Source organism: Actinoplanes sp. OR16 (genome assembly GCF_004001265.1).
In the GTDB taxonomy this organism is placed as follows: Bacteria; Actinomycetota; Actinomycetes; order Mycobacteriales; family Micromonosporaceae; genus Actinoplanes.
On the sequence record NZ_AP019371.1, the window covers coordinates 6165408 to 6187161 of the forward strand.

At 71.8% G+C, this 21754-nt stretch carries 18 protein-coding genes; 13 read left to right on the forward strand and 5 right to left on the reverse strand.

Annotated elements, in window-relative coordinates:
* The first annotated feature begins 103 nt into the window (after positions 1-103).
* The 6 genes from EP757_RS28200 to EP757_RS28225 all read left to right on the forward strand — a co-directional run bounded on the left by EP757_RS28200 (position 104) and on the right by EP757_RS28225 (position 9889).
* Positions 104-985 (forward strand): LLM class F420-dependent oxidoreductase, encoded by an 882-nt coding sequence (locus tag EP757_RS28200; protein WP_127551033.1) that lies wholly within the window; start codon positions 104-106, stop codon positions 983-985.
* 148 nt (positions 986-1133) lie between these two features.
* Positions 1134-2129: a Ppx/GppA family phosphatase gene (locus tag EP757_RS28205; protein ID WP_127551035.1), complete on the forward strand. Its 996-nt coding sequence runs from the start codon at positions 1134-1136 to the stop codon at positions 2127-2129.
* 118 nt (positions 2130-2247) lie between these two features.
* Positions 2248-3159 carry a formylglycine-generating enzyme family protein gene (locus tag EP757_RS28210; protein ID WP_127551037.1) on the forward strand — a complete coding sequence of 304 codons (912 nt, stop codon included), beginning with the start codon at positions 2248-2250 and terminating at the stop codon, positions 3157-3159.
* Positions 3160-3318: 159 nt separating this feature from the next.
* Positions 3319-3804, forward strand: a complete 486-nt coding sequence (locus tag EP757_RS28215) for an Hsp20/alpha crystallin family protein (protein ID WP_127551039.1) — start codon at positions 3319-3321, stop codon at positions 3802-3804.
* A 179-nt stretch (positions 3805-3983) separates the two neighbouring features.
* On the forward strand, positions 3984-6920 hold the full coding sequence (locus EP757_RS28220) for an FtsX-like permease family protein (protein WP_127551041.1): 2937 nt from the start codon (positions 3984-3986) through the stop codon (positions 6918-6920).
* Positions 6917-9889, forward strand: a complete 2973-nt coding sequence (locus EP757_RS28225) for an FtsX-like permease family protein (RefSeq protein WP_127551043.1) — start codon at positions 6917-6919, stop codon at positions 9887-9889. Before EP757_RS28220 ends, EP757_RS28225 begins: the two co-directional genes overlap by 4 nt.
* 30 nt (positions 9890-9919) lie before the next feature.
* Here EP757_RS28225 and EP757_RS28230 read toward each other — a convergent pair whose 3' ends face one another.
* The gene (locus EP757_RS28230; protein ID WP_127551045.1) at positions 9920-12010 is read right to left on the reverse strand and encodes a catalase; all 2091 of its coding nucleotides are present in this window, start codon (positions 12008-12010) and stop codon (positions 9920-9922) included.
* Positions 12011-12099: 89 nt separating this feature from the next.
* On the opposite strand from EP757_RS28230, the gene EP757_RS28235 reads away from it, so the two are divergent.
* Complete coding sequence (locus EP757_RS28235) at positions 12100-12942, forward strand: P1 family peptidase (RefSeq protein ID WP_127551047.1); 843 nt, start codon at positions 12100-12102, stop codon at positions 12940-12942.
* A gap of 26 nt (positions 12943-12968) precedes the next feature.
* Positions 12969-14009 (forward strand): TIGR03617 family F420-dependent LLM class oxidoreductase, encoded by a 1041-nt coding sequence (locus tag EP757_RS28240; protein ID WP_127551049.1) that lies wholly within the window; start codon positions 12969-12971, stop codon positions 14007-14009.
* Here EP757_RS28240 and EP757_RS28245 read toward each other — a convergent pair.
* Entirely contained in the window at positions 13951-14331 is a 381-nt protein-coding gene (locus EP757_RS28245; RefSeq protein WP_127551051.1) for a DUF427 domain-containing protein, read from the reverse strand. The genes EP757_RS28240 and EP757_RS28245 overlap by 59 nt on opposite strands.
* 77 nt (positions 14332-14408) lie before the next feature.
* Between EP757_RS28245 and EP757_RS28250 the strand changes: the two genes are divergently transcribed.
* Positions 14409-14876, forward strand: coding sequence for an aminoacyl-tRNA deacylase (locus EP757_RS28250; protein WP_127551053.1), 468 nt, complete (start codon positions 14409-14411; stop codon positions 14874-14876).
* On the opposite strand, the gene EP757_RS28255 is transcribed toward EP757_RS28250, so the two are convergent.
* On the reverse strand, positions 14866-15720 hold the full coding sequence (locus tag EP757_RS28255; protein WP_127551055.1) for an SDR family oxidoreductase: 855 nt from the start codon (positions 15718-15720) through the stop codon (positions 14866-14868). The genes EP757_RS28250 and EP757_RS28255 overlap by 11 nt on opposite strands.
* Before the next feature lie 96 nt (positions 15721-15816).
* Here EP757_RS28255 and EP757_RS28260 point away from each other — a divergent pair, with 96 nt between their 5' ends.
* The 4 genes from EP757_RS28260 (at position 15817) to EP757_RS28275 (ending at position 19348) form a co-directional block, all read left to right on the forward strand.
* Positions 15817-16194 carry a helix-turn-helix domain-containing protein gene (locus tag EP757_RS28260; protein ID WP_127551057.1) on the forward strand — a complete coding sequence of 126 codons (378 nt, stop codon included), beginning with the start codon at positions 15817-15819 and terminating at the stop codon, positions 16192-16194.
* Positions 16195-16203: 9 nt separating this feature from the next.
* On the forward strand, positions 16204-16548 hold the full coding sequence (locus EP757_RS28265) for a UBP-type zinc finger domain-containing protein (protein WP_127551059.1): 345 nt from the start codon (positions 16204-16206) through the stop codon (positions 16546-16548).
* Positions 16549-16686: 138 nt separating this feature from the next.
* Entirely contained in the window at positions 16687-18246 is a 1560-nt protein-coding gene (locus EP757_RS28270) for a methyl-accepting chemotaxis protein (protein ID WP_127551061.1), read from the forward strand.
* 76 nt (positions 18247-18322) lie between these two features.
* Positions 18323-19348, forward strand: a complete 1026-nt coding sequence (locus tag EP757_RS28275; RefSeq protein ID WP_127551063.1) for a GGDEF domain-containing protein — start codon at positions 18323-18325, stop codon at positions 19346-19348.
* Here the strand turns inward: EP757_RS28275 and EP757_RS28280 are convergent, their stop codons facing one another.
* Together EP757_RS28280 and EP757_RS28285 are read right to left on the reverse strand one after the other, a co-directional pair.
* Entirely contained in the window at positions 19349-20431 is a 1083-nt protein-coding gene (locus EP757_RS28280; protein ID WP_127551065.1) for a CaiB/BaiF CoA-transferase family protein, read from the reverse strand. It abuts the gene before it with no gap.
* Positions 20421-21587, reverse strand: coding sequence for an acyl-CoA dehydrogenase family protein (locus EP757_RS28285; protein ID WP_127551067.1), 1167 nt, complete (start codon positions 21585-21587; stop codon positions 20421-20423). Before EP757_RS28285 ends, EP757_RS28280 begins: the two co-directional genes overlap by 11 nt.
* Between the last annotated feature and the right edge of the window lie 167 nt (positions 21588-21754).

Below are 21754 nucleotides of genomic sequence, written 5' to 3' on the forward strand. Positions count from 1 at the left end.
TGCCATGCCGGGTCCGCGCGCTCCACCTGCCCTCGCGGTGCTCCACCCCGGGGGTCTCCGCGCCCCCTGTGCCACCGCTCACAACACTGGGTAGGTTGATCTCATGAGCATGCGTTTCGGGGTTTTCGTACCGCAGGGATGGAAGAACGATCTCGATGAGATCGCCGACCCGGTCGAGCAGTACGAGGCGATGACCCAGGTGGCGAAGCTGGCCGACGCCGGCCCGTGGGACTCGATCTGGGTGTACGACCACTTCCACACGTTTCCCGAGCCCACCATGAACACGACGTTCGAGGCCTGGACGGTGACCGCGACCCTGGCCCGCGACACGACGCGCGTCAACATCGGGCAGATGGTCGGCTGCAACGGTTACCGCCACCCGTCGCTCTACGCGAAGATGGCCTCGACCGTCGACGTCGCCAGCCGTGGCCGCCTCTACGCCGGGCTCGGCGCCGGGTGGTACGAGCACGAATGGAAGGCGTACGGCTACGAGTGGTCCGAGGTGCCCGCGCGGATGGCCGCCTTCCGTGAGGCGGTGCAGATCGTGCACAGGATGTGGACCGAGGACGAGCCGGTCTTCCAGGGCAAGCACTACAGCATCGACAAGCCGATCAACGAGCCGAAGGGTGTCCGCAAGCCGCACCCGTCGTTCTGGCTGGGCGGTGGCGGCGAGAAGGTGACGCTGAAGCTGGTCGCCCAGTACGCCGACGGCAGCAACCTCGGCAACGGCGACCCGGAGATCATCAAGCAGAAGCTGGCGATCCTCCGGGAGCACTGCGACAGGCTGGACCGCGACTACGACCGCATCGCGAAGTCCACCAGCCTCAATCTGCAGCCGGGCGACACCACGGCCGACATGACCCGCAAGGTCGAGCAGATCCGCGAGGCCGGCGCCGACTACGTGATCGCGTACTTCCCGCGGGTCGCCTACGACCACGAGCCGCTCCTCCGCTTCGCCGAGGAAGTGATCCCGCAGTTCGCGTGACCGGGGTTCGGTGTGGCCGCCGCCTCAGGAATGACGGGGTGCGCCGCCTCGGTGGATAGACTCGACGGGCGCCTCGCCGGCACGGCCGTGTGAGGCGCCACGCATGTTGCCGAGGTGAGAGCGGGCTGATTTTGGGTAGGCGGCGCCGATGCGGATAGGTGTGCTCGACGTCGGCTCGCAAGCGGTCAACCTGGTGGTCAGCGAGTCCGGCAGCCGTATCGAGGCCAAGAAACCCTTCCCGGCACGTTCCTGGAAGGTCCGGACACGCGTCGCCACGTGCATCGACCCGGACGGCGCGATCGAGTCGAAAGGCCGCGTCCGGGTCGCCGACGCCGTCGCCGAAGCGGTGGGTCACGCGCGCCGCGCCGGCGTCGAGGAGATCTTCGCTTTCGGTACGGCGGCCATCCGTGACTGCGCGAACCGCGACCGCGTGCTCGACGAGATCGAGGACCGCTCCGGCATCCGGCTCGGCGCGCTCTCCGGCGTCGAGGAGGCGGAGCTGACGTTCCTCGCGGCGCGCGGCTGGCTGGGTCCGGCGGCGGGGCGGATGCTGCTCCTCGACATCGGCGGCGGCACCCTGGAGGTCGCGTCCGGCGTCCGGGACATGCCCGAGCTCGCGTTGTCGCTTCCGCTGGGCGCGGGGAGGATGACCAGAGAGTTCCTGTACGACGGAGACCCGCCCTCCAGCGCCGCCGTCCGCCGGTTGCGACGTCACGTCCGCGGGGAGATCCGCGACGGCGTCATGCCGGCGTACTGGCCCACGCCGCGGACCGTGGTCGCCGCGTCCCGCACGTTCTACCAGCTGGCCCGCCTCACCGGCGCCGCGCCGATGCGGCACGGTCCGCACCGCCCGCGTCACGTCCAGCGCAAGCCTCTGCGCAAGTGGGTGGAACGCCTGTCCCGCCTGCCCAGCGCGAAACGCGAACGTCTTCCCGGCGTCTCCGCGCACCGCGCCCACCAGATCCTGGCCGGCGCCGTGATCGCCCACGAGCTGCTGGGCGCGTTCGGCGAGGACACGGCCCGCATCTGCCCGTGGGGTCTGCGTGAGGGGATCCTCCTGCGCCGCTTCACCGACCGCCCCGAGTCCTCCCAGGCGGCTTCCTGGACCGCGGCCCCCTGGTCCCGCTCGCTGATCCTGGTCTAGCCCGCGCTCATCAGGAGCGTGCCCCGAGCATGGATGACGTCGATTACCAGGCCGGCGTCGTCGCTCACGACCCGACCCTCAGCGGTCTCGGCGATCAATCCTACCTATCCTAGCGGTCATGGATTGTTGCACGCCGTCCTCCGGCCGCCCGTCCGCCGCCGTCCCGGCGCCGCTGACCATCGGTTCCGGGGCGCATCGGATCGAGCAGATCGCCGTGCCCGCCCAGACGTTCGCGATGGGCGACGCGCACTCCGACGGCGCCTCCGCCGACGGTGAGCAGCCCGTTCACGCCGTACGGGTCTCCGCGTTCACCATCGACGCCACGTCCGTGACGGTCGCCGACTTCCGGGCCTTCATCGCCGCGACCGGCTACCGCACCGACGCCGAGCAGTTCGGCTGGTCCGCGGTGTTCCACCTGGCCCTGACCGATCCCGATCAGGTCGTGGGGGAGATGCAGGGCACCCCGTGGTGGCTCGGGGTGTCCGGCGCGGACTGGCAGCATCCGGGCGGGCCGTCGGACACCGCCGGCGACGATCACCCGGTCACGCACGTGAGCTGGAACGACGCTCAGGCGTACTGCACCTGGGCCGGTCGCCGCCTGCCGTCGGAGGCGGAGTGGGAGTGCGCGGCCCGCGGCGGACTCGACTCGCTGCGCTACCCGTGGGGTGACGAGCTGCCCGGATCGGGTCATGCCCTCAACATCTGGCAAGGGCGTTTCCCGTACGACAACACCGCCGCCGACGGGTTCGTCACCACCGCGCCGGTCCGCAGCTTCGCGCCCAACGCGTACGGCCTGTGGCAGCCGGTCGGCAACGTCTGGGAGTGGGTCGCCGACTGGTTCTCGCCCGGCTACTACGCGGTGTCGCCCGCCGACGACCCGCGCGGCCCGGCGGACGGGACGGCCAAGGTGATCCGCGGCGGGTCGTACCTGTGCCACGACTCGTACTGCAACCGCTACCGCAACGCGGCCCGCTCGTCGAACACGCCGGACTCCTCGACGGGCAACATGGGCTTCCGTACGGCGCTCTGAAAATCTTCCCGGAAAAGGTTGGCACTCGCCCGGGAGCAGTGCTAAAAAATGTCTTGTCGGGCCAGGTCAGAGGGATCTGGTCCCGCACTCGGCGACGATTGACGGCCGAGCGCCACGAGCCACCGGACAGTCCGGTGGCAGTCTCGAGGAGGTGGATCCGTGGTGCTGACTTTCGATCCTTTCCGTGAGTTCGACCGGCTCGCCGGCCAGATGCTCACCAGCCCCGTCCCGGGCGGGTCCGGCACGGCCATGCCGATGGATCTCTACCGGTCCGGTGACCACTTCGTGCTGCACTGCGACCTCGCGGGCATCGACCCCGGCTCGGTCCAGGTGGACGTCGACGGCCGGGTGCTGACCATCCGTGCCGAGCGCACAGCCCGGACCGACGCGGACGTCCAGTGGGTCCGGCGCGAGCGGCTGACCGGCACGTTCGAGCGACGCCTCACCCTGGGCGACGGCCTCGACCTGGACCGGATAACCGCCACCTGGCAGGACGGCGTGCTGACCCTGACGATCCCGGTGGCCGAAGCCGCGAAGCCCCGCCGCATCGCCATCACGCCCGCGCCCGGCCGCTCCTCACTGACCGCGGAGCCGGACGCCGCACCCACCATCGACGGCAGCGCCGCGGAGAGCGCCCGGCCGTAGCCCCAGTACCTGTGAGCGTCCCTGCGCTACGGCCAACCCCGGCCGGCCGTAGCGCAGGCACGCTCGGAAACGGGCGGACCGAGATATCGGAGGGATAACGGTCTTCCGGGGCGGGGTGGGCCCGATCGCCGGCCACGCGTGACGCTGTCAGTCAGACGTCGACGCGGGGGAGCAGGCGCATGTTCAGGATCGTCGCCGGCGCGGTGCGGCTCCGGGCGGCTCAGGCCGTCGCCCTGCTGATCCTGACCGCGCTGCCGGCCACCGTCGCGGCGGCCGCACCCTGGTACGCCGCGGCCGCCGAGGCCCGCGCCTCGCAGCTGGCCCTCGCCTCGGCGCCCGAAGGCGACCGCATCATCACGATCCACCAGGCGGCCGACATGTCGGCCGGCGACCCGCAGGCCGTCCTGAGCGGTTTCGGTCGGGCCGTCGCCGGCGTGCTCACGATGCCGGGCGCCACGCCGATCCTCGGCCTCGCCCTGCGGACCACCGTCGACATCCCGGGCGGCGGGCGGGATCAGGTCGCGGTCGTCGCGAGGGACGGCTTCTGCGGTCAGGTCCGGCTCACCGGACGATGCCCGGAACGGGCCGGCGAGGGTTCGCTCTCCGCGGAGACGGCACGGCGGCTGGGCGTGGGGCCGGGCGGCCGCGTCGTCGTCCGGGCGAATCCCGAGGCGCCTCCCGTCCCGATCACCGTGACCGGTGTTCATCAGCCGACCGACCCGTCCGCCGGCTACTGGGCGGACCCGCTGTTCCGGTCGGAGAGCGGCCTCGACCCGATCTTCACGGTCCCGGCGACAGCCTCCGCGGGGCTGGGGACGCCGACGCTGGCGTACGCCGCCGAGGTCCCGCTGCCGGTGCTGCGCGGTGACGGCGGATACGACCTCGGCGCGGCCGTCGCCGCTGCCGGTGTCTTCCCGGTGACCGACCCGACCGGTCCGCTCCGCGCGATCCTGGCCGGCGAGCGGGACCGCCTGGTCCGCGGGGTCCTGCTCGCGGCGGTGCCGGCGCTGCTGCTGTCCTGGTTCGCGATCGGCCTGGCCGGCCGGTTCACCGCCGACGACCGCCGCACCGACGCCGGCCTGCTCCGGCTCCGCGGCCTCACCGGCCGCCGTCTGCGTCTGCTGCTCGCCGGCCAGCACCTTCCACCCCTGCTCGGCGGCGGTCTGCTCGGCGCGCTCGCCGGCCCGATCGTCGCGCTGTCCCTGGTCGGGGAGATCGGGAATTTCACGCCGGCCGTCCCGCTCGTCGGCGTCTCCGCCGCGGCGACGGCCGGCGTGGTCCTCGTCGCGATGCTGACCCTGCTCACGGCCGACCTGATGATGGCCCGGGCGCCGGTCGTGGTCCTGCTGCGCCGGGTCGTGCCGGCCCGGCGCGGCTGGATCGCCGGGATCGTCGACGTCCTGCTCGTCACGGTCGCGGTGGCGGCGGTGTACCAGGCCCGCTCGGCCAGCCCGGACGCCGGCGTGGGCGCCCTCGCCCCGGCTGCCGCCGCCGTGGCGGTCGCCGTGGTGCTCGCCCGGCTGTTCGCCCGGGCCGCCGACCGGGGTGGTGGCGCCGCGCTGCGGTCCGGGCGGCTGGGATGGGGCCTCACCCTGGTCCGGATGTCCCGGCGGCCGGCCGCCGACCGGCTGTTCGCCCTGACCGCGGCGGCCGTGGCGCTGCTCGCGGTGGCGCTCGGCGCGACCGCCGCGTCCCGGGAGGCCCGTCGTGACCGGGCCGAGGCCGAGTTGGGCGCCGCCCGGGTCCTCACCGTCCGCGCCACCACGTGGACCGCGCTGACCCACGCCGTCGAGGAGGCCGACCCGGCCGGCCGGTACGCCGCGGCCGCCGTGCTCGACCGGGCCGGGAACCCGCCCCTGCTGGCCGTCGACGCGAGCCGTGCCGCGGCGGTGGCGGCCTGGCGCCCGGAGTACGGCCCGAAGCCGGTCCGGCAGCCCGCTCCCGCCCCGGAACTACTGGTCGGAGGCCGTCAGTTGACGATCAGTCTGACCAACGGCCGGGCGATCCCCGCGGCCCTGGACCTGGTGGCGCAGAACCGGGCGACCGGCGCCGCGGTCCGCGTCCCGTTCGGCCGTGTCCCGCCCGGCGAGCACACCGTCACCGCCGCGCTCCAGGGCTGCGACGACGGCTGCCGCCTGGTCCGCTGGGAACTGCCCGCCCTTCCCGGCCCCGACGGCAGCCCCGACCGCGGAACCGTGACCCTCCACGAACTCCGCGGCGACGAGGCCGGCACGACGCTGATCAGCCGGGCGGAGTTCGCCGATCCGGCGCGGTGGCGCACCTCGACCGGCAGCGTGGGCCTGGAACTGCGCGGCGGCTCCGGCAGCCTCTCGCTCACGGCGAGCGCGGGGGAGGGTGGCGGCTCGGCCAGGGACGTCCTCTACGCCGCGGACACCGCCCTGCCGCTGGCCGTCACGCTGGCCGGACCGGCCCCGGCGACCTGGCGGTTCGAGGACGCCCGGCTGGAGCCGGCCGGCACCGCGGCGATCCCGGTGCGCGTCACCGCCACCCCGCGGGTGCTGCCGGTGCTCGGCACGGCGGGTGTGCTGGCCGACCTGTCCGCGCTGACGAGGCTGGCCGGTGACACACCACCCGGCGGGGTGACCCAGGTTTGGCTCGCCCCGGACGCACCGGAGTCCGTCGTGGACGGTCTGCGGGCGAGCCTGACCCTGCTGGCCGACGACGCGGTGGCGGCGAGGGCGAGCCGTCTCCCGGCGCGCGGGGTGGCCGCCGCGGGACCGTTCGCCCTGTTCGCCGCGATCGTGGCGGTGCTCGTGGCGGCGGCCGTGAACGCGGTGGCGGCGACCGTGGACCGGGCGCCGCGCCGGGCCATGCTGGCCGCGCTGCGCACCCAAGGACTCCCCGCCGCGACGGCCGCCGCCACCCGCCGCACCGGCGTCGCGGCGATCGTGATCTCCGGCGCCGGTGGCGGACTGCTGGCGGCGACGCTGGCCCGGGAGGCGGCGGGACCCCCGGATTCGCTGTTCGCCGACGGCTGGCGGCTGCTCGCCGTACCGGAGGTCCTGGGTGCCTTCCCGCTCCTCACCGCCGGCCTGGCCGCGCTGCTGCTCCTGACACCCACCCTCCTGATGGCGACGACGGGGAGGATCCGATGATCGCCCTCGTCCTCGGGATGGTCTGGGCCCGGCGCGGGCAGGCACTGGTCCTCGCGGTGCTGGCCGCGCTGGCCGTGGCGCCGGCCGTGGCCGCCCCCGCCTACGTCCGGGCCGCCGACCGGGTCGTCGCGGCGGGTGAGGTCGCCGCCGCTGATCCGGCCGAACGTACCGTGACCATCGGTTTCACCGAGAACGCCGGGCAGGTCGCCGATCCCGGCGCCGAGGGCGCCCAGATCAACCTGCCGTCGACCGGGGCCGCGCTCGTCGGCCTGCCCGGATTCGACTACGTCTACGCCGCCGAGTACGCCACGATCGGCATCGAGGACGACGACAGGTACCGCACTCGCCTGGTCTACCGGCAGGACGCCTGCGCCCACCTCACCGTGATCAGCGGCCGGTGCCTGATCGGGGCGGGCGACGTGGTGCTCGGCGAGCAGACCGCGCGGCGGCTCGGTCTGGCCGCGGGCGACGCGATCGACCTGAGCTACGCGGTGTTCTCCTCCGACCCGGAATTCCAGATGTACGTCGCGGGCGGTGCCCCGAAACGGTTCTTCGTGGCCGGCGTCTACCGGGTGCCGGATCCGGGCGCCTCCTACTGGGGACGGCAGGGCTACTTCGCCGCCGAGCCCGGCGACCGGGCCGGCGAGCCGGCGTTCGTGGGCCTCGCCTCGATGAGCACGATGGACCGGAAGAACGTCCTGGTCACCATCGACGGCTCGGCCGGTCCGGGCGCTCTGGACGTGGACCGCCTGCCCGCGGTGCGGACCGCCCTCGGCGAGCTGCAGCGGTCCGTCGCCGACCTGGGCGCCGGGCTCACCCTGACGACCGGGATGCCGGCGCTGACGGCCCGCATCGACAGCGGCCGGGCCGCCGTCCGGGAGATGGTGCCGGTGCCGGCCGTGGCGCTGATCCTGCTCGCCTGCCTCACCCTCTTCCTGGCGGTCGGCTACGGCGCCGAGGCCCGCCGCCCGGAGGCCGCCGTGATCGCATTGCGCGGCGCCCGCTGGTGGCACCGCTGGTGGCTGGCGACCGGGGAGAGTCTCGTGGCGGTGCTGGCCGGCGCGCTCGCCGGCTGCCTCGCCGGTCAGCTGCTGGTCTCCGCCGTCGTGGCGGTCCGTTATCCGGGCGCCGGCGCCGGCGCCGACCCGGCGTCGCTGACCTACGCCCCGGTCGCCCTGCTGGCCGCCGCGCTCACCGTGATCCTGGCCCAGCGCGGCCCGCTGATGCGCCCGGTGGCCGACCTGCTGCGTCGCGCGCCCCGGGCCGGCCGGACCGCCGGGATCGTCACGGACGTGCTGATCGTGGCGGTGGCGGCGGCCGCCGTCACGCAGCTGATCACCGGCCGCGAGCTGACCGGCGCCGGAGCGGCAGCCCCGGCGCTCGCCATGATCGCCCTGGCGCTGCTGCTGGCCCGGGCGCTCGAACCACTGGTGGCGCGCTACGGGCGCCGAGCCGTCGCGCGGGGCCGCCTCGGCGCCGGGCTCGCCGGTTTCCAGCTCTCCCGCCGCCCGCGCTCGGCGGCGGTCTTCGCCGTGCTCGTCGCCGCGGTGGCCGTCTGCGTCTACGCGGTGAGCGCCGCCGACGTGGCCGCCCGCGGCCGGGCGCTCCAGGCCGGACTCGGCACCGGCGCCGACCGGGTGCTCGACGTGGCGCCGATCGGCCGCAGCCGACTGCTGAGGGCGGTCCGCGCCGCCGATCCGGGCGGTGACGCGGCGATGGCCGTCGTCCGGATCACCACGCCGCGGGGCGAGCGCCCGGCCCTGGCCGTCGACACGACCCGGCTGTCCACGGTCGCGGCCTGGCCCCGGGGTTTCGACGCCGCGGCGACGCAGCGGGCCCTGCGCCCGGAGGCGCCGGAGCCACTGATCCTGCGCGGGACGACGATCGCCCTGGACCTGACGGCGAGCGACTTCCTGGACGGCAAGGCGGTCAGCCTGGACGTCGTGCTGACCCCGCTGAACGGCGAACCGGACGTCGTCACGCCGATGGGGGTGCTGCGGGACGGCCGGCACACCTACCGCCAGCGGCTGCCGCAGTGTGCGGCCGGCTGCCGGCTGGACGCCTTCAAGCTGGCCGGCGGCTCGGCGGTGCTCGGTGTGACCGGCGTGGTCACCGTGCACGGACTGGACGGCGATCCGGGGCGCTGGCGGTCGTCGCGGGGCGGGGTGCTGTCCGCGGCGGGCGGGGCGCTGGCCATCGAGCTGACCGGCCTGGACGGTCTCCCCGAGGGGGTCGTCGTGCAGCCGGTGAGCACGCCGTACCCGCTGCCCGCGGCGGTCGCGGGCGGGGGAGTCCCCGGCGCCGTGACCGGCCTGGACTACCGCGACGTCCCGATCGCCGTCGCGGCCCGGGTGCCCGCGCTGCCGGCGGCCGGCGCCCCGGCGGTACTGGTCGATCTGGAGTACGCCGACCGCCTCGCCGCCGACGGCGCGCCCGCGACCGGCGCCCAGGTGTGGCTGTCGCCGGCTGCTCCGGACGACATCGCCGAGCGGCTCGCCGCCGAGGGCGTGACGGTGGTGGCGGACGTCCGGTCCGAGCAGCTCACCCGGCGCCTCGACCGGCAGGGCCCGGCCGTCGCGATCGGCTATTTCATCCTGGTCGCCGTGCTGGTCGCGGGACTGGCGGCCGGCGTTCTCGTGCTCACCACCGCTGTCGATCGCGGGCGGCGGGCCGAGGATCTGACGGCCCTGCGGCGGCAGGGCCTGAGCCGGAGGGAGGTCCGGGGTGCGGTGCTCTGGGCGTACCCCTGGCTGGTGATCCTCGCCGTGGCCTGCGGCCTGGTGGTCGCGCTCGGAGGGTGGGCACTGACCGGCTGGGCGCTGCCGCTCGCCGGGCTGCGACCGCCGCCGCTGCCCTTCCCCGGACGGCCCGGCGTGATTCCCCTGGTGGTGACCGCCGGCGCGTTGCTGATCGTGCTGCTCGGCACGGCGATCCCGGCGGCCCGGCGGGTGCTCAGGAGAATCCCCTGAGGTCCCCGCCGGGCCGGTGTCACGACGTGATCAGGAACCCTGCGACGAAGCCGACGGCTTCAGCAGCGGCACCCGCTCCCACGCGCGGTGCTTGGCGAGCGCCGCCGCCAGCTGCTCGGCGTACGCCTTGCCCGCGTCGGCACTGCGCAGCACACCCGGGGCAGCCGGGTCGATGCCGGCCGTGAGCAGCAGCTGCTCGCCGTCGCCCCACGAGCCGATCGCCTTCGCGTGCCGGAACGCCTCCTGCAGCAGAACCGTCACCTGCAGATCGACGAGCTTGCCGGCGCCGTCCGCGACGACGACCGCGTCGAACTCCACGGACCGGGCGGTCTGGAACGTCCGCTCGACGATCTCCTTGCCGTCCAGGACACCGCCGATCGGGGCGATCACCCGGACCACCACGCCCTGCGGCTTGAGGGCCTTGCGCAGCGCGTCGATGCCGGACAGATCGGCGCCCGGACCGGCGATCACACCGACGATCCGGCCGGCGATCGGCCAGAGCTTGTCGGTGATCTGCGCGAGCGCCGGGGACGGGGTGACCTCGGCCGGCGGCTCACCCTGCGGCGCGGGCAGGCCGAGACCGGCGGCGACCTTCGCGGTCAGGCCGGCGTCGACCTTCGCGAGGACCGTCAGCATCCGCTCCCGGATCGGGGTCTCGTAGCATTTGCCCAGCTCGAACGTGAACGCCTCGACCATGTGCTCCTGCTCGAGCGGCGTGAGGCTGTGGTAGAAGAGCGCCGCCTGGGAGTAGTGGTCCGCGAAGCTCGCCGGATTTTCCCGAATTTTCACACCTTGGACGGGCCGAGGCAGGTGGACATATCCGGACTTGTCAGCCTCCGGCGCCTCATCGCCGCCCAGGCTGTTCGGCAGGTACGGGGCGATACCCCGGTGCACCACGCTCTGGTGCATGCCGTCGCGCAGGTTGTCGTTCACCGGGGCGTGCGACCGGTTGATCGGCAGCTGGGTGAAGTTCGGCCCGCCGAGCCGGCTCAGCTGGGTGTCCAGGTAGGAGAAGAGCCGCGCCTGCAGCAGCGGGTCGTTCGTGACCTCGATGCCGGGGACCAGGTTGCCCATGTGGAAGGCGATCTGCTCGGTCTCGGCGTGGAAGTTGTCGGTGTTGCGGTTCAGCACGAGCTTGCCGATCGGCTGCACCGGCGCCAGTTCCTCCGGCACCATCTTCGTGGGGTCGAGCAGGTCGATGCCCTGGAAGGTCTCGTCACCGGTGTCCGGCATGACCTGCACACCGAGTTCGTACTCGAAGAACAGGCCGGCGTCGATCGAGTCGGTGAGGTCGCGGCGGTGGAAGTCCGGGTCGACGCCGGCGGCGATCTGCGCCTCCTCCCACGCCAGCGAGTGCACGCCCGCGACCGGCTTCCAGTGGAACTTCACGAGTGCCGTCTCGCCGGCCGCGTTGACCAGGCGGAACGTGTGCACGCCGAACCCTTCCATGGTCCGGTACGAGCGCGGGATGGCCCGGTCCGACATCGCCCACAGGACGTGGTGGGTGGCCTCGGTGTGCAGCGAGACGAAGTCCCAGAACGTGTCGTGCGCGGTCTGCGCCTGCGGGATCTCCCGGTCCGGGTGCCACTTGGCGGCGTGGATGAGGTCCGGGAACTTGATGCCGTCCTGGATGAAGAAGACCGGCATGTTGTTGCCGACCAGGTCGAAGTTGCCCTCGTCGGTGTAGAACTTGGTGGCGAATCCGCGCACGTCACGGACGGTGTCGGCGGAGCCCCGCGAGCCGAGGACGGTCGAGAATCGTACGAAGACCTCGGTCTGCTTGTTCTTCTCGGCCAGGAACCCGGCCTTGGTGATGGACGCGGCGTTGCCGTAGGCGGTGAACACGCCGTAGGCGCCCGAGCCCCGAGCGTGGACCACCCGCTCCGGGATGCGCTCGTGGTCGAAGTGGGTGATCTTCTCGCGGAGGTGGAAGTCCTCCATCAGCGCCGGGCCGCGCGTCCCGGCCTTCAGCGAGTGATCGGTGTCGGACAACCGCAGACCCTGCGCGGTGGTCAGGGCCTCCCCGGTCTGCAGACCACGCTCCGGCGCGAGCGACGCCTGCAGCGGCGTGGACTCGGCAGGGTCGAGGGACGCCGGGCTGGGAAGTGTAGGTTCTGGCATCGCTCTCTTCCTTCGGATCTTCGAAATGGGATCGCGACGGCCTCATACCCCGGAAATTCCGGACGGAACGTTGCGTAGGGTCCGTATTCGTGGAACCTCAACTCCTCTCGGCCCACGCCGGCAACTGGACCGGCGACGGCACCGGCGTCACCGTCATCATTCCGCCGCCCGGCACGGTCGGTTCCGGGGAGGTCCGCGGCGGCGCCCCCGCCACCAGGGAGTTCGAGGTCCTCGACCCCACCCGGACGGTCGACCGCGTCGACGCCGTGGTCCTCTCCGGCGGCTCCGCTTTCGGCCTGTCGGCGGCCGGCGGCGTCATGGAGGTCCTGCGCTCCCGCGGCCGGGGATTTCCCACACCGTTCGGCCCGGTACCGATCGTCGTCGGCATGTCGATCTTCGACCCGTCCGTCGGCGCCACGCCACCGGATGCGTCGGCCGGGCGCGATGCCGCCCTCGCGGCGCTGCGGGGAGACCTCTTCCTCGGGGGTACGTCGGGAGCCGGCGCCGGCGCGACCTCCGGCAAATGGCGGGGCGGCCTGGCGCCGGGCGGACTCGGGATCGCCCACGGCCGGTCCGGGGACTGTTCGCTGGCCGTCGTGGCGGTGGTCAATGCCTGGGGTGATGTCCTCGCCGCCGACGGCAGGCCGGTGCCCTCTGTCGATCGTGGATCGGTGGCGGCTCCGTTCGGACGCTCGAACACCACCCTGGCCGTCGTCCTGACCGACGCGACGCTCACCAAGAACGACTGCTTCCTGCTGTCGCAGAGCGCCCACGACGGCTTCGCCCGCGCCCTCCACCCGGCCCACTCGCGCTACGACGGCGACGCGGCGGTGGCCCTGGCGACCGGCGAGGTGGAGGCCGACCTGGATCTGCTGCGAGCGGTCACGACGGAGGTGACCGCCGAGGCGATTCGCGCGGCGGTCACCGCCTGACCTGGCTTTCTTGGTATGCATTAACGATGCTTGTTGACTTCGCCGCGCCGGTCGCGGCCTCGCCCTCCGAGGCGGAGACCGCCGCGGTGTCGGCGGAGCAGGTCGGATACGACGGTTTCCTCGCGGCGGAGACCAAGCACGACGTCTTCACCACGCTCGCCCTGGTCGCCCGCGCGACCTCGCAGATCAGCCTGCAGTCGGCCATCGCCGTCGCGTTCGCGCGCAACCCGATGAACGTGGCGGTGCTCGCCAACGACCTCCAGCTGATCAGCGAGGGCCGGTTCCGGCTCGGCCTCGGCTCCCAGGTCAAGCCGCACATCGAGCGGCGGTTCGCGATGCCGTGGGGGCAGCCCGCCAAGCGGATGGAGGAGTTCGTCGGGGCGATCCGGGCGATCTGGCGGGCCTGGCAGACCGGTGACCGGCTGATGTTCCGCGGCGAGTTCTACAAGCACACGCTGATGACCGACTTCTTCAACCCGGGCCCCAACCCGTTCGGGAACCCGCCGATCGAGGTCGCCGCCGTCGGGGAACGGATGATCGCCGCCGCCGGCCGGGCCGCCGACGGTCTGCTGGTGCACCCGCTGACCAGCGCCGCCTACCTGACGGAGCGGATCCTGCCGTGCCTGCGCGAGGCCCGCGGCGGCGGCCTGGACGGCTTCACGCTGCAGATGAGCGCCATGGTCGTGCTCGGCGCGGACCCGGCTCAGCGGGCCCGCGCCGACCAGGCGGTGCGCGGCCAGATCGCGTTCTACGCGTCGACGCCGTCGTACCGGCCGGTCCTCGAACTGCACGGCTGGGGCGATCTCGCCGACCGGCTCAACGTGCTCTCCCGGCGGCAGCAGTGGACCGAGATGGCCGCCGAGATCACCGACGACGTGCTGGACGCGTTCGCGGTGTCCGGAGACGCCGCCGCCGTGGCCGCCGGATTGCAGGACCGGTTCGGTACGTCGATTGATCGCGTTTCGCTATACACACCCTATGAGGCGGACCGTTACCAGATGGCTGCCGTCAGAGCGGCGTTGTCTCGATCGAATCCACCCGGTTCGGATAGAACGCCACGTGGTTGACGATCGGCGCCACCGCGTCGTACGGCGCCGTGTACTCCCAGATCGCGTCCACCGACTTCTCCCCACCGGCCGGGATCGAGTAGTAGCCGGCCTCACCCTTGTAGGGGCAGTAGGTCGTCGTCTCGGTCCGCTCCAGCAGCGACCGGTCGACATCGGTCAGCGGCACGTAGTACGCCGGCGGATAGTTCGCCTCCTGCAAGGTCAGCGCGTTACGGCTGTCGGCGACCACCTTGCCGGCGACCGTGACGACGACCCGCTCGGTGCTGGGCCTGATGGTGATCGGATGATCCGGTCCGGGCTGCAGCCGAGGTTTGTCGGCCATCGAAGTCCCCTCTCGTCGATGTCTTCGAAGCCTATTACCCTGACCCCGTTTACTCTGATCTTGTTTACTCTGATCTTGTGACGACCCCCGCGATAGACGCAGCGACCGCCTCCGGCATCTCCTTCGACGTGATCACCCACGGTCCCGTCGCCAGCGTCGAGGAGGCCGCCGAGGCACAGGGAGTCGAGGTCCGCGACCTGGTCAAGACCCTCGTGGTACGCCGGGCCGAGGGCGAGTACCTGTTCGTCCTCGTCCCCGGCGACCGTTCCATCTCCTGGCCGAAACTCCGGGCCCTGCTCGGGGTGAACCGCCTCTCCATGCCCGACGCCGCCACGGCCAAGGAGGCCACCGGCTACGAACGAGGCACCATCACCCCGTTCGGCTCGGCGAAGCCGTGGCCGGTGATCGCCGACGAGCGGACCCGGGGCCGGACCATCAGCCTCGGCGCCGGACAGCGAGGCCTGGGCCTGCGCGTGCCGGCCGACGCCGCGGTCTCCGTGTTGAACGGCACCTTCGCCGACGTCACCGAGCCGGTCAGGCCTTGAGCAGCGCCGCCACGGCCTCGGACAGCGGCGTCGACGGGCGGCCGATCAGCCGGACGAGGTCGTCGCTGTCCGTGTCGAGGTGGCCTTCGGTGATCTGGAAGTCGGTGTCGGCGAGCAGGCCGGCGTACGCCTCCGGAAGGCCGGCCCCCGCCAGCACCGCCTGGTACTCGGCGACCGGCAGGTCGGTGTAGACGACCGGCCGGCCCGACTGCTTCGCCACCTCGGCCGCGAACTCGGTCATCGTGAACGGCGTGCCGCCCAGCTCGTAGACGCCGGGGGAGCCTGCGAGCAGCACCGCGGCGGCGGCCTCGGCGTAGTCGGCCCGGGTGGCGGCGGCGATCCTCCCGTTGCCCGCGCTGCCCGCGATCGTGCCGGTGTGCAGGGCGCCGGCGACGCTGCCTGCGTAGTTCTCGGTGTACCAGCCGTTGCGCAGCAGGGCGAACGGGATGCCGGACGCCGCGATCACCTGCTCGGTGGCGAGGTGCTCCGGGGCGAGGCCGATCGGGCTGCTGTCCGCCCGCAGGATGCTGGTGTAAGCGATGAATCCGACACCGGACGACACGGCGGCCTCGATCACCGCCGTGTGCTGCGGAACCCGCTGACCCACCGCGTTGCCGGAGATCAGCAGCAGCCGGTCGACCCCGGCGAGAGCGGCGGCGAGTGTCGAGGGCGTGTCGTAGTCGGCGTGCCGGACCTGGACGCCGAGGGCCGCGAGGTCGGCGGCCTTGGCGGTGTCGCGGACCGCCGCGACGATGTCGCCCGGAGCAGCGCCCCGCGCGATGAGCGCGTCGACGACGAGGCGGCCGAGGTGCCCGGTGGCACCGGTGACGGCGATGGTGGTCATGTGAATCTCCCAGAAGCGAGAAGAAAGGAAGCGCTGCGTCGAAAGCATGCACTAACTTTTTGAAAGTGCCAACCGGGAGAAGGTATCGTCACACCCATGACCGACCCGGATGACGACCTGATCCCCAGCGTCTTCGCCCGCGACTGCCTCTCCCGTGACGTGCTCGGCGACGTCACCGGCCGCTGGGGCGGGCTCGCGCTGGCCGCGCTGCACGACGGGTCGTTCCGGTTCAACGCGCTGCGCCGCAAGGTCGACGGCGTGAGCGAGAAGATGCTGGCCCAGACGCTGCAGGCGCTGGAGCGTGACGGCCTGGTCCGCCGCGAGGTGCAGACCACGATCCCGCCACGGGTGGAGTACAGCCTGACCGAGCTGGGCGAGCGGGTCGCCGCGAAGTTCGTCGAGCTGATCGAGCTGGTCGAAGGTGAGATCAACACCATGCGCGCTGCGCAGGAAGCGTACGACGAGCTGCGATAGGTTTTCGTCGTGACAGCACCGATTCGACCCGACGTCCCTCCTTCAGGCACCGGCTGCGTCGAGTGCCTCGAGACCAGCGGATGGTGGTTCCACCTGCGCCGATGTGCCGAGTGTGGACACATCGGCTGCTGCGACACCTCGCCGTCGCAGCACGCCACCGCGCACTTCCGCAGCACCGGGCACCCGATCGTCCAGTCCTTCGAGCCGGGTGAGGACTGGTTCTGGGACTACGAGAAGGAGGAGGCCGGCAGCGGGCCCGAGCTGGCCCCGCCGCACAGCCGCCCCGCCGACCAGACCGTTCCCGGCCCGGCCGAGTCCGTTCCCTCGGATTGGCGCAACAAGATCCATCGCTGACATAAGCTCAAGCGAAGGGCCCACCTGGTCCGGAAGTGGATTGTCTACTTCCGGACTTCCATTCTGCTGAAACTTCAGCCCTCAGATGCATCCGGGTGCGGCCGATGGAACGTGCGTCGGACCACGGATGGAGGGCAGATGCGCGGCTTACAGAACATCGGCACAGCCAAGAGACTGGGTGCCATCGTCGCCACGGGCGCCATCGCCCTGACCGCGATGGCAACGATCACCTTGACCGGGCAGGACTCGCTCGCGGACCAGGCCGAGGAGATCCGGAGCCTGGAAGCCGGCCTCGCCGCGCTCAACCACCTGAACAACCGGCAGAGCGAGCTCAAGGTCGACGCGTACCGCGCGGCCCTCGGGCACGACGTCAGCGGTGACGCGACCGACGACGTGCAGTCGTCGGTCGAGGCCGCGGACGCGGTGGTCTCGTCGGGCCTGCCGGCGGACATCGTCGCGGAGTTCAACGGCTACCGGACCGACTTCGACGCCTTCAACACGTTCATCACCGAGTTCGTGACGGCCGGTGTCGCCGATCCGTCGTCGGTGATCGACGAGACGGACCGGATCGCGGAGGAGAACAACAAGACCGACGACCAGCTCGACGTCCTCACCGAGAAGGTCGAGGCGGCCATCATCGCCGGCAAGGCGGAGATGGAGAGCACCAAGACGTCGGTACGCAACACCGCGATCATCGTCGCGCTCGCGGCCCTGGCCCTGCTGATCGGTCTGGCCATCCCGATGGTCCGCTCGATCCTCGGCCCGATCCGCAAGCTCGGCGTCGTGATCGACGCCCTGGACCGCGGCGACCTGACCGTCCGCAGCGGCATCACCAGCCGCGACGAGCTCGGCACCATGGCCGCCGGCCTGGACCGTTCGCTCGACAAGGTGCGCGCCTCGATGGAGACCATCGCGGGCGACGCCGACAAGCTGGCCGCCGCGTCCACCGAGCTCGCCGCCGTCTCCGGCGAGATCGCCACCGCGGTCGACAACACCGACCGGCAGAGCAGCTCGGCCACGATCGAGGCCGACGAGATCTCCCGCAACGTGCAGACCGTCGCGGCCGGCTCGGAGGAGATGGGCCTGTCCATCCGGGAGATCTCCCGCAACGCCGCCGACGCCGCTCAGGTCGCCTCGATCGCGGTCTCCGAGGCCGCCAGCGCCACCGAGACGATCCGCAAGCTCGGCGAGTCCTCCGCCGAGATCGGCAACGTCATCAAGCTGATCACCTCGATCGCCGAGCAGACCAACCTGCTCGCGCTCAACGCCACCATCGAGGCCGCGCGCGCCGGCGACGCCGGCAAGGGCTTCGCCGTCGTCGCGAGCGAGGTCAAGGACCTGGCTCAGGAGACCGCCCGGGCGACCGAGGACATCGGCGCCCGGGTCACCGCCATCCAGCAGGACACCGGCGGCGCGGTCGAGGTCATCAACCGCATCTCCGAGGTCATCGCCCAGATCAACGACTTCCAGACCACCATCGCCTCGGCGGTGGAGGAGCAGACCGCCACGACCGGCGAGATGTCCCGCAGCATCGCCGAGGTCGCCGCCGGCTCCGGCCGGATCGCCGCCAACATCAGCGACGTCTCGTCCGCGAGCGCGATGACGGTCAGCGGAGTGAACCAGACCCGCGAGGCCAGCGAGGAGGTCTCCCGGACCGCCGAGGAGCTGCGCAACCTGGTCGGCGCCTTCAAGTTCTGAGAAGTTCCGAAAGGCCGGTCGCCGATGGCGACCGGCCTTTTCTCATACCGGCGATGCTTCTGCCGATGAAGGGCTTATGCGTACGGTGATCGACGACTCCCTGCTGTCGCGCCGCCGTACCATCGAGACCGCCGGCCTGGTGTCGCGCAGCATCGGCATCGCCAGCACCGCGCTCTACGGCATCGGCCTGCCGGGCTACTCCCCGCCGGACCTCAGCCTGGGCATGACCCTGGCGTGCTGGTTCGGCGTGGGGGCGATGACGATGTCGAACGTCCTCGGCTATTTCGGCCGCCGGCGGCCGGATTCGCGGTGGTACTCCCGGTTCAGCGCCCTGCAGGTCGCCCTCGACACCGCCACCATCACCGGCTTCGTGATCATCTCCACCCGGGAGTACCCGCAGGCCACCTGGCCGCTGCTCAGTCTCACGGTCGCGATCGCCGCGCTGCGGCAGCGGCTCGCCGGCGCCCTGCTGGTCTTCGCGCTCACCTCGGCCGCGTTCCTGATCGGGGTGCCGGCCTCACACGACGTCGCGTTCCTCGTCGGCATCAATCTGATGATCGCGGTGATCACCGGCACCCAGTCGTCGGCCTTCGCCAAGCAGCTCACCACGCTGCAGGAGACCCGCCGCGCGCTGCACCACCAGGCCAACCACGACTCGCTCACCGGTCTGCCGAACCGGTCGCAGCTGGCCGGTTACGCCGACGAGCACCGTCATTCGCCGCTCGCCGTGCTGCTGCTCGACCTCAACGGGTTCAAGCAGGTCAACGACGTGCACGGGCATGCGGCCGGCGACCTGCTGCTGCACGAGGTGGGCGTCCGGCTCCGGGCGGTCCTGGATCCGGGCGATCTGGCCGGCCGGCTGGGCGGCGACGAGTTCCTGGTGCTGCTGCCGGACGCGGACACCGCCCGGGCCGCGCGGATGATCGACCGGATCCGGGAGGCGATCTCCCGGCCGATCGCCGTCGGTGACGGCCGGGAGGTGACGGTCGGGGTGAGCGCCGGTCTGGCCGTTCGCGCGGCCGGTTCCGACGCCACCCTCGACGCGCTCACCGCCGAGGCGGACGCCGCGATGTACCGCGACAAGCGCAAGCTCGCCGCCTGATCAGACCCAGGCGGCCAGGACGTCGGTCACGCTCGTCGTCTCGGGAGCGCTGGGCGCGCTCGCCGGGGTACGGCCGAAGCGCGGTGCCGGCGCCGGTTGCCGCAGACCGTCCACCTCCACGAACGTGTGGCGAGCCTGGTTGTGCGGATGATCCGGCGCTTCGGCCGGGCTGAGGACCGGGGCGACGCACGCGTCCACCTTCGCGAACACCTCCGCCCACTCGTCCCGGCTGCGGCTCGCGAACCGTTCCGTGAAGATCTGCCGCAGCTCCGGCCACCGCTTGCGGTCCATCTGGTCCGGAAGATCGTCACCGTCGAGTTCCAGACCGGTGAGCAGCGCCGCGTAGAACTGCGGTTCGAGAGCGCCGACCGCCAGGTAGCCGCCGTCCGACGCCGGGTAGGTGTCGTAGAACGGCGCGCCGCCGTCGAGCAGGTTCTCGCCGCGGCCGCCCCGCCACATGCCGCCCGCCATCATGCCGTGCAGGAACGTCATGAGCAGCGCTGACCCGTCGACCATCGCGGCGTCGACGACCTGGCCCTCACCTGATCGCTCCCGTTCCAGCAGGGCGGAGAGCACGCCGACGGCGAGCAGCATGCCGCCCCCGGCGAAGTCGGCGAGCAGGTTGATCGGGGCGTGCGGCGGCTGACCGGGCCGGCCCAGCGGTTCCAGGGCGCCGGCGATCGCCAGGTAGTCGATGTCGTGACCGGCCGCACCGGCGAGGGGGCCGTGCTGCCCGAAACCGGTCATCCGCCCGTACACCAGACGGGGGTTGATCTTGAAAAGCTCCTCCGGGCCGAAACCGAGGCGCTCGGCGACCCCGGGGCGGTAACCCTCGATCAGGACGTCGGCCTTCTCCGCCAGGCGCAACAGGTCCGCGCGGCCCTCCTCGCTCTTGAGGTCGAGCGTGACGATCCTGCGGTTGCGCTGCAGCGGACCGTTCAGTCCGGTGCCGCCCGGGCGGTCGACGAGCACCACCTCGGCACCGAGGTCGGCGAGGACCATGCAGCCGAACGGCCCGGGGGCGAGGCCGGCGAGCTCGACGACACGTATGCCGCTCAGTGGGCCCTTCCGGTCAGAGGACACGCGCGATCAGCTCCTTCATGATCTCGTTCGTGCCGCCGTAGATCTTCTGGACCCGGGCGTCCGCGTACATCCGCGAGATCGGGTACTCGGTGGTGTATCCGTAGCCGCCGAAGATCTGCAGGCAGCGGTCGACGACCTCGCACTGACCCTCGGTGAGGTAGAGCTTCGCCATCGCCGCGGTCGCCACGTCCAGCTCACCACGCGCATGCCGCTGGATGCAGTCATCGAGGAAGATCCGAGATGCCCTGGTACGCGTCGCGCACTCGGCGAGGACCATCCGCGTGTTCTGATGCCCGATCAGTGGTTTGCCGAACGCGTGGCGCTCCTTGGCGTACGCCGTGGCGAGCTCGACGGCGCGCTGCATCGCGGCGACCGCGCCCACGCCGATGACCAGGCGTTCCTGGGGGAGTTGCTGCATCAGCTGGATGAAGCCCAGCCCTTCCGCGCCGCCGAGGACGTTGCTCGCCGGCACGCGCATCTCATCGAAGAACAGCTCTGCCGTGTCGTTGGCGTGCAGGCCGATCTTCTCGATGTTGCGCCCGCGCTTGAAGCCGGGGGTGCCGTCGTTCAGCTCGCAGACCAGCAGCGAGATGCCATGGGCCTTCGCGGACTGATCGGTCTTCACGGCGAGGACCAATAAGTCCGCCAGATACCCATTGGTGATGAAGGTCTTCGACCCGCTCACCAGGTAGTCGTCGCCGTCGCGGACCGCACGGGTCCGTATCGCCTGCACGTCCGAACCGCCGTCCGGCTCGGTCATCCCGATCGCGCCGATCAGCTCGCCGCTCACCAGGCCGGGCAGCCAGCGCTGCTTCTGCTCATCCGTCCCGTAATGGGCGATGTATCCCGTGACGATGCCGCTGTGCACCGCCAAGCCGAGGCTACCCTCGCCGGTCAGCGTCTGTTCGTGCAACAGCACGGCTTCGTGGGTGAAATCGCCGCCACCGCCGCCGTACTCCTCCGGCACCGACAGGCCGAGAAGCCCCAGCTCGCCGGCCCGCCGGTAGTGCTCGCGGTCGGGGTGGCCCTGTTTCTCCAGGCGGCCGGCGTGCGGCACGACCTCCTTCAGGAAGAACGTGCGGGCCAGCTCGGCAAGGTCATCGTGTTCCGGCTTGCGCCACGGCTCGGTGTAGCCGTCCAGTCCAGGCGTCGACATCGAACCACTGTCGATCGCTATTGGCGATGTGTCAATAAGTGGGATATGAATTTCCGCCATTCATCGGGTCCGGCGATCGGTCTTTGATGGATCTTGGAGGATCGAGCTGTCCTTGCGATCGACGGATCGATGTGGGGGCGATCTCGGATCACGATGGATTGATGTGA

Excerpts from the sequence above, each read along its gene's own strand:
- EP757_RS28200 (WP_127551033.1), top strand. The coding sequence starts at position 104 with ATGAGCATGCGTTTCGGGGTTTTCGTACCGCAGGGATGGAAGAACGAT.
- EP757_RS28205 (WP_127551035.1), top strand. The coding sequence starts at position 1,134 with ATGCGGATAGGTGTGCTCGACGTCGGCTCGCAAGCGGTCAACCTGGTG.
- EP757_RS28210 (WP_127551037.1), top strand. The coding sequence starts at position 2,248 with ATGGATTGTTGCACGCCGTCCTCCGGCCGCCCGTCCGCCGCCGTCCCG.
- EP757_RS28220 (WP_127551041.1), top strand. The coding sequence starts at position 3,984 with ATGTTCAGGATCGTCGCCGGCGCGGTGCGGCTCCGGGCGGCTCAGGCC.
- EP757_RS28225 (WP_127551043.1), top strand. The coding sequence starts at position 6,917 with ATGATCGCCCTCGTCCTCGGGATGGTCTGGGCCCGGCGCGGGCAGGCA.
- EP757_RS28230 (WP_127551045.1), bottom strand. The coding sequence starts at position 12,010 with ATGCCAGAACCTACACTTCCCAGCCCGGCGTCCCTCGACCCTGCCGAG.
- EP757_RS28240 (WP_127551049.1), top strand. The coding sequence starts at position 12,969 with ATGCTTGTTGACTTCGCCGCGCCGGTCGCGGCCTCGCCCTCCGAGGCG.
- EP757_RS28245 (WP_127551051.1), bottom strand. The coding sequence starts at position 14,331 with ATGGCCGACAAACCTCGGCTGCAGCCCGGACCGGATCATCCGATCACC.
- EP757_RS28255 (WP_127551055.1), bottom strand. The coding sequence starts at position 15,720 with ATGACCACCATCGCCGTCACCGGTGCCACCGGGCACCTCGGCCGCCTC.
- EP757_RS28260 (WP_127551057.1), top strand. The coding sequence starts at position 15,817 with ATGACCGACCCGGATGACGACCTGATCCCCAGCGTCTTCGCCCGCGAC.
- EP757_RS28270 (WP_127551061.1), top strand. The coding sequence starts at position 16,687 with ATGCGCGGCTTACAGAACATCGGCACAGCCAAGAGACTGGGTGCCATC.
- EP757_RS28275 (WP_127551063.1), top strand. The coding sequence starts at position 18,323 with ATGCGTACGGTGATCGACGACTCCCTGCTGTCGCGCCGCCGTACCATC.
- EP757_RS28285 (WP_127551067.1), bottom strand. The coding sequence starts at position 21,587 with ATGTCGACGCCTGGACTGGACGGCTACACCGAGCCGTGGCGCAAGCCG.